The organism is Streptomyces sp. AcH 505, assembly GCF_000818175.1.
GTDB lineage: Bacteria > Actinomycetota > Actinomycetes > Streptomycetales > Streptomycetaceae > Streptomyces.
On the sequence record NZ_JTIY01000001.1, the window covers coordinates 1342394 to 1349564 of the forward strand.

A 7171-nucleotide genomic window follows, 5' to 3' on the forward strand; every position below is an offset into this window, starting at 1 on the left:
CGGCCGGGCCGCGCCCGCGCGGGACCGCGAAAGGCGGGCACGGTCTGATGCGTCCGCGGCGCCCGGCCCCGACCCCGACCCCGGTCCGGTCTCCTCCGGACGGGCTGCCCCTAGGGCGCGCCCGCGCCCGCCCAGCGCATGGCCGGTTCGTTGCCGAAGAGGCCCGGGAGGCCGCCGCTGTGGAGGAACACCGTGCGGTCGCCCGCGCGTACGTCTCCCTCGGTCACCGCCGCGATCAGGCCCGCCATCGCGCGGCCGGTGTAGATCGGGTCCAGGACGACGCCCTCCGTGCGGGCGGCCGTTCTGATGGCCGCCTTCACCGGTTCGGTGAGCGTGGCGTACCCCGCGCCCACCTGGTCCAGCCGTAGCCGTAGCGCCTCGGCCGGGCACGGCACCAGGGCCGCCACCGCCGCGCCCGGGTCCGGAACCGCGCCGCAGTGGACGCCGAGCACGCGCTCGGGGCCCAGGGTGCGGACGAGGCCCGCCATCGTGCCGCCGGAGCCGAGCGCCGTGACCACCTGGGCCAGGTCCGGGGCCTGGGACAGGAGTTCACGGCCGCACTCGGCGTAGCCGCGGGCGCCGGTGGCGCTGGAGCCGCCGAACGGGATCAGCGCGGGCTCGGCGCCTTCGCCGCGCAGCCGCTCCACGACCTGCTGGACCACGTCGGCGGCGTCCGCTTCGCCCGCCCAGACGATCTCCGCGCCCAGCAGACCGTCGAGCGCGACATTGCCCGCGCCGAGATCCTGGCCGGCCGCCGGGCCCGCGAGCACCAGCACCACGTCAAGGCCGAGCCGCGCCCCCGCGGCGGCCGTCAGCCGGGCGTGGTTGCTCTGCGGCGCCCCGCTCGTCACCAGGGTCCTCGCCCCGGCCGCGACGGCGGCGCCGCAGAGGAACTCCAGCTTGCGGACCTTGTTGCCGCCGCCGCCGAGACCCGTCAGATCGTCCCGCTTGAGCCACAGGTCGCCGGCCCCGAGGCCGAGTGCCCGCGCCAGCCGTGGCGCGGGCTCCAACGGTGTCGGCCAGGCCCCGAACGTCACCCGGGGTGCTGTGTCTTCCGCCATCTGCTGTGCCTTCCGCGTCAGGACCCCCGGCCCGACTGTAACGGCCGGTCCAGCGGCCGGTCAGGCGGCCCGTTCAGCGGCGGCTCAGCGGCGGCTCAGCTCCGGGCGCGCTTGCGTGCCCGGCTGCGCTGGACGGAGCGGGTGACGAACGGAGGCAGTACGTCGATGGCGAGCCGCGCCGACCGGGACCGCCGGGGCTTCTTCCGCGCCGCGGGGGCCGGGACCGCCGCCTCCTCCGCCACGGGGGCGGGCTCGGGCTCGACGTAGTGCCGGGAGAAGGGGAACTCCGGTGCCCGCATGCCGTGCGAGACGACCCGGACGATCCGGTGCCCGGCCGCCTGCTGGATGGACAGCCCGCAGGAGTCGTCTGCCCTGGCCATCGCGATGACCAGTTCCTGGAGCGGCGCCGGGTCGCCCCACGTGCCGTACAGCTTCTGGGTACTCAGACAGATGGGCCGCAGGCCCCGGTTGAGCACGGCCTCCCAGGCGGCGACGGAGACGCCGGGGGTGTGCTCGCTGCGGAAGTCGTCGAGCACGACGATCCCGTCGGGCAGCAGGGCGTCCTGCGCCGCGCCGATGTCGCCGTACACGTGCTCGTACAGGTGCGAGGCGTCCACGTGCACGAACCGGCAGGACTTCGGCTCGACCTCGGCGGGTACGACAGAGGTGGGGGCGTGCAGGACCCGTGGGAGTTCGTCGTGGAAGGAGAGGTAATTGCTCTCGAACGCGTCCCTGGTCAGGGTCGGGTACGACTTGCCGGTCTCGGCGTTGTTGGCCTTGTCGGGGGCGTCGGACTCGAAAAGATCACACACGGTGAATTTCTCGCCGTCCCGCAGCTGCCGGCCGAGAAAGATCGCGCTCTTGCCCATGAAAACGCCCATCTCCAGCAGGTCACCGCGTTCCCCGAGCCTTTCCTGCCGGGTGAGCAGTGTCGCGAAGAGGGTCTGGTCGAGCGGTGCGAACCAGCCGGACACATCGTCGAGCTTCTGCGGACGTGGCTTTGTGTCGTTGGTGATGTCATTCGTGGCGCTCATCGTGGCAACCTTCAAACGAAACCGACGGGAAGTGCCCGCATCCTGCCATTCGCCACGGGCCACGCGGCGATTCGAACGGTCATTTAGGGCAACGTCCTGCTGTAGTTCATCTCCCGTCAAGGCGCGTTGTCACCGGATCGTTTTTTCGGGGGAGAATGTCACCACGACACCGGAGTCACGAGATTCGACAAGACCATGAGATCCCGGAGATACAGGGGAAGAAGATGCTGAGTTCGCCCGCTCTGTGCCGGGTCCTGGCCGCGGCAGCCGTGCTGGCCGTGACCGCGGGCTGCTCCGTCGACCCGGCGGCAGGAGGTCCGGTGCGCGTCGACCACAAGCCGGGCGGCGGTACGCCGACGTCGCAGGGCCCGTCCGGCACACCGAGCGCCTCGGCCCCGGCGCCGTCCGCTCCGGCCTCGACCCCGGCTGCATCGAAACCCGCGCCGTCGAAGCCGGCGGCATCGAAACCCGCCCCCAGCCGGCCGGCGAAACCCGCGGCGCCCCGGCCCGCGACGGTGCTGGCGAGCGGCGACGAGAGCGGCCAGGTGCGGGAACTGCAGGCGCGGCTGCGGCAGATCGGCCACTTCGACCGCAACCCCACCGGCTACTACGGCTCGGTCACCGCGGCGGCCGTCTCGTCCTTCCAGCACAAGCGCGGGCTGCCCCGTACCGGCACGACCGACACCGTCACCTGGCAGCGGCTGCTCACGATGACGAAGCAGCCGACCGGCGACGAGCTGCGGCCGCCGACGGTCAACCCGCTGCCGAAGCCGGATCCCCGCTGTATGACGGGGCGGGTGATGTGCATCAACAAGACCAGCCGGACGCTCGCGTGGATGATCGACGGCAAGGTGCGCTCGGCGATGGACGTACGGTTCGGCGCGCAGTACACACCGACGCGCGAGGGCGTGTTCAGTGTGTTCTGGAAGTCGCGGCACCATGTGTCGACGCTGTACGACTCACCGATGCCGTACGCGATGTTCTTCAGCGGCGGCCAAGCGGTGCACTACTCGTCGGACTTCGCGGCCCGTGGCTACGCGGGCGCCTCGCACGGCTGCGTCAACGTACGTGACGAGGGGAAGATCGCCTCGCTGTACGCGCAGGTCCGCAAGGGCGACAAGGTCGTCGTCTACAAGTAGGCGGCCGAGGGGAGTTGAGAGGCGCGGGCGGGACCGGGGGAACGTGTCCCGCCCGCGCCATATGCGCTGAGCCGAAGGTACGGGGGGAACCCCCGGCTCGTTGCGCTGCCGATGACCAGTCGGCTCACTCTTTACTGCGCCATGGGGCGGAAAAACGTCACACCTGGCGCCGCGGGGCGAAGAACCGCAGCTCAGAGCAGAGTCGAGGATCCGGTGGGAATCGGCGCGCGCGGTGTGAGCCCCGGTGCGGGGTCCGTTGACACCGGGTCCTTCGACGGCTCGGGCGAACCGGCGTACGGCGACGAGGGATCGGTGGCCGAGGGGTCCGACGAGGTGGGGTCGGGGGACGCGGGACCGGAGGACGACGGGTCGGGTGACGACGTGACATGCGGCCCCCACGGGGACGACGGGCCCTCGGACGGGGACGACGAACCGTCGGTGAGCAGGCCGCCGTTCTTGAGGTCGTTGTCCTCCTCGGGGATGCCCAGGAGCGTGTCGCAGAACTGGACGGCGCCCGCGACCCCCTTGGCCGCCGTCTCCAGGTCGCTCCTGGTACGGGCGTTGATGTCGCCCTCGCGGTAGTCACGGCAGACCTTGACGGCCTTGTCGTACCACGGCGAACTGCTGCGCGGCGCGGCAACGTTGTCCTGACTGCCCAGAGCTGCCCCGGCCCACGCGGACGCCGACGAGGAGGAGTTGGCTGCGGCGCCGCGTGAACTGCCCGCCGTGACAGGGAAAGAGGGAAGGGGCAGCCGCGGTGCGGCGGAGCTGCCGTGCGGCCGCGGTCCCGCGTCGGGACTCCCGGACGCCAGGGGCCTGCCGGTCATCGGCGCCGATACGGTCCCGCCGGGCAGCGGTCCGTCGTCACCGGCGAACGGCGCAGCCAGCATCGTGCTGCCGACGGCCACGAACACGGCGCCCAGGGTGCAGCCCACGACCGCCGTGGCGAATCCCCGTCGTACCGGGCGGCCGAGCCGGGTGACGGGTACGACGCGCGGGTGCGGCCGGGGGCGCGGGGCGAGCCGTATCGTCCCCAGCGTGGCACCGGCATGGCCGGGAGGGTGTTCGGCGGCGCTCCGCGCGGAACTCCGTTCCGCCGTACGGCCGTCCGGGCCGCCCCGCACCGCGGCGGCGGCGCGGGCCCGCCGGAACGCGACCAGCGCCGCCGCCTCACCGGCGCTTTCCGCCGCGTTTGCGTTTGCGTATGTGACGTCGGCCACAGATCGCAGGGCGTCCGAGAGGCGCAGCGCCTGTGTCCGGGTGCGTTCGTCCGCGGTCTCGACGGGCTCACCGCTCAGCAATCTTTCGGCTGTGTCCTTGTCGAGCCACGGGTAACGCTCGTCGGCCATCACATGTCCTTCTGCGTCCGCAGGCGCGAATGCGTCACACCTGCGGACGCCGCAGCTCCCGGTCGAAAGACCCGCTGCGGCGGTACGGCCGCCAGGCTCGCACCCTGACCTGCGGCGCTGCGGCCCGTGCCGTGCGTCGTCCCCTCGTGCGGGTGGTAAGCGGTTTCGTCCGGCGTGCCGTCGGGGCCTTCGCCCCCGTCCCCGCCGGTCCCCCCGTCCGTACCGCCCGCGCCGTCCACCCCGCCCACGGCGTCGGCGCCGATCAGTTCGGCGAGCCGTTTGAGCCCCCGGTGTGCGGCCGTGCGCACGGCGCCTGGCCGTTTGCCCAGGGTGTGCGCGGCGCTCTTCGCGTCGAGCCCCACCACGACGCGCAGCACGACGGCCTCGGCCTGGTCCTGCGGCAGTTGCGCTATCAGCGCCATCGTCCGGCCGGTGGCGAGCGCTTCCATCGCCTCGTCCGCGGTGTCCGAATCGGCGGCGCGTCCGGCGAGTTCGGTCTCGTCCCCGCCGACGGCGGGCCGCCGGCCGCGCATCCGTATGTGGTCGAGGGCGCGGTTACGGGCTATCCGGGCCGCCCAGCCGCGGAAGCGGTCCGCGTCGCCGCTGAAGCTGTCGAGGTCACGCGCGATCTGCAGCCACGCCTCGGACGTCACGTCCTCGGCGTCCGGCTCGCCCACCAGTGTCCTGACATAGCCCAACAACCGCGGGTGCACCGTGCGGTACACAGTCCGGAAGGCGTTCTCGTCCCCCGTCTGCGCCGCGAGCACCGCGGCGGTCAGCTCCGCGTCGTCCCCCAGCACTTCCACAACCCGTCCTGAATCGCAGCTGGTCACTGCCGCGCCACCCCACGCGAATCTGAACGCTACGGCCTTTCCGGGTCCTGCGTCCACGGCTTGTACAACCTGCAACAACTTCGCGACGTTATGCGGTGTGACAGAAAACGCACCCTTGACGCTGAGGGGAGTACGGGGCGGCACTGCCGGCCCGTAGTCGGACGGCGGCCGGGGTCTCTCCTGTGGGGGGTGGCGACCTCGGCCGTCCTCCCACACGGCGGCAGCACCATCGAGGAACGGCGCACGTTCGTCCTCGCCCAGGGCCCCGGGATCGCCGCGGGCGCGCGCCCCTTCGACACCCGCCTCGTGGACGTGGCCGCCACCGTGTTCAAGCAGCTGGGCATCGTCCCCGACCCCGCGTGGGGTCTCGACGGCAAGCCCGTCCAGGAACGGTCCGCCGACCCCTTCGACACCCTGTACCCGGCGCTCTCCGGACGGGTCGACGAGACCGGGATCCCGGCCGGGGTGCTCGGCTACACCCGTACCGCGCCCAGCGGTTGGTCCGTCATCAACTCCGCGATGGGCACCGGCGGTGTCACCGAGTGGCGCGGCTGGTCCTTCGCCACCGACGAGTTCTGGAGCAGGTCCCAGCGCGATCAGTCCCGCGAGCTGAACGTGCGCTCACGCGGCGTCTTCGCGGTGGCCGACTCCGACGAGTGGGACGACAAGGCGTCGTCCGGTACGTACGACTCCACGCTCGTCACCCCGGCGTACGCGGTCGGCGGCAAGGCGAAGGTCCTGCTGGACTTCACCACGCTCTACCGGCAGGAGGGCAGTCAGACCGCGCAGATCCTCGCCTCGTGGAACGGCGCCACCCCCGTCGCCGTCACGTCGTACACCAAGGACGTCATCTCACAGCCGCAGTCGCTGAGCCTGACCGTCCCGTCGGGGGCGACCAGCGTCAGCTTCCGCTTCCGCTACACGGGCAGCAACAACTGGTACTGGGTGATCGACGGCGTGCGGGTCACGGCGAGCTGAGCGAGCGGCAGCCGGGCGAGCGGCTGCCGAGCACACGGACGGGCGGGCGACGCCGACGGACGTCGCCCGCCCGCTCCCGTCTCATCGGCGTCGCAGCTTGCGCATGACCAGGGTCGTGGCGGCGAGCAGGGTGACGAAGCCGACGGGCAGTTGCAGCCAGAGGCTGACATCGGCGTACGAGGCCGCGGTGTTGGCGACCGCGCTGACGACCACCACCGTCCACAGCAGCGCACGGACGAGGTCCACCCGGCCGTCGTCACCGGGGCTCTCCGCGACAGGGGTGGGGGTGGTGCTGAGCCGGTACGGATCGGTGTGCGCCATGGGGACTTCCTCCGGTGGGAGCGGTCGCTGTTGTCGCTACCGACGCTAGGGACCGCGCCCCCTGCCGGACGATCCCGTGGACCGCCCGGTCGGAGGTACAGCAGGCTGTACCTTCCGTCCCTCGGACCGCCGTTAGAGGTGTCTACGCCCTAGGGTCGTGCGCGGACCGAGGAGAGCGGATGACAGAGCGGACGGCAGACCACCCGGCGAACCCCGCGGCAGCGCGCGCTTCGACGCGGCAGGACGGCCCGGTCGAGAGTGTCGGGGGCATCGCCGTGGCGGCTCTGCGCGCCGCCGGAGCGGCGACCGGACAGCTCGCCGGCGGGCTGGGCACAGCGGCCGTGGCGCTCGGCGTGCTGGTCCTGCTGGCCGTGACCGGCGCGGCCGCGCTGGTCGGCGTGGGCCTGCTCATGGCGCCGCTCGCCCTGCGCGCGCTGCACGCCCTGGCCCGCCGGG

Annotated in this window: 6 protein-coding genes and 2 pseudogenes; 3 read left to right on the forward strand and 5 right to left on the reverse strand. The window is 72.4% G+C overall.

Annotated features, from left to right (window positions below; translation table 11 throughout):
• Nucleotides 1-110: 110 nt before the first annotated feature.
• Both HY68_RS06120 and HY68_RS06125 read right to left on the reverse strand, forming a co-directional pair.
• Entirely contained in the window at nt 111-1061 is a 951-nt protein-coding gene (locus HY68_RS06120) for a D-cysteine desulfhydrase family protein (protein WP_041985312.1), read from the reverse strand.
• Between the two features lie 95 nt (nt 1062-1156).
• Nucleotides 1157-2095, reverse strand: coding sequence for a class I SAM-dependent methyltransferase (locus tag HY68_RS06125; RefSeq protein ID WP_107070057.1), 939 nt, complete (start codon nt 2093-2095; stop codon nt 1157-1159).
• A 224-nt stretch (nt 2096-2319) separates the two neighbouring features.
• On the opposite strand from HY68_RS06125, the gene HY68_RS06130 reads away from it, so the two are divergent.
• On the forward strand, nt 2320-3234 hold the full coding sequence (locus HY68_RS06130) for a L,D-transpeptidase family protein (protein ID WP_041985317.1): 915 nt from the start codon (nt 2320-2322) through the stop codon (nt 3232-3234).
• A gap of 191 nt (nt 3235-3425) precedes the next feature.
• On the opposite strand, the gene HY68_RS06135 is transcribed toward HY68_RS06130, so the two are convergent.
• Entirely contained in the window at nt 3426-4583 is a 1158-nt protein-coding gene (locus HY68_RS06135) for a hypothetical protein (RefSeq protein WP_041985320.1), read from the reverse strand.
• Nucleotides 4583-5383, reverse strand: a complete 801-nt coding sequence (locus tag HY68_RS06140; RefSeq protein WP_198533392.1) for an RNA polymerase sigma factor — start codon at nt 5381-5383, stop codon at nt 4583-4585. Before HY68_RS06140 ends, HY68_RS06135 begins: the two co-directional genes overlap by 1 nt.
• 246 nt (nt 5384-5629) lie before the next feature.
• Here HY68_RS06140 and HY68_RS06145 point away from each other — a divergent pair.
• Nucleotides 5630-6394: pseudogene (locus HY68_RS06145) on the forward strand (nucleotide pyrophosphatase); the annotation flags it as partial.
• 81 nt (nt 6395-6475) lie between these two features.
• Here the strand turns inward: HY68_RS06145 and HY68_RS06150 are convergent.
• A complete protein-coding gene (locus tag HY68_RS06150; RefSeq protein WP_041985328.1) occupies nt 6476-6715 on the reverse strand; it encodes a hypothetical protein in 240 nt (79 codons plus the stop codon).
• A gap of 179 nt (nt 6716-6894) precedes the next feature.
• On the opposite strand from HY68_RS06150, the pseudogene HY68_RS43525 reads away from it, so the two are divergent.
• A pseudogene (locus HY68_RS43525) lies at nt 6895-7171 on the forward strand (sensor histidine kinase); the annotation flags it as partial.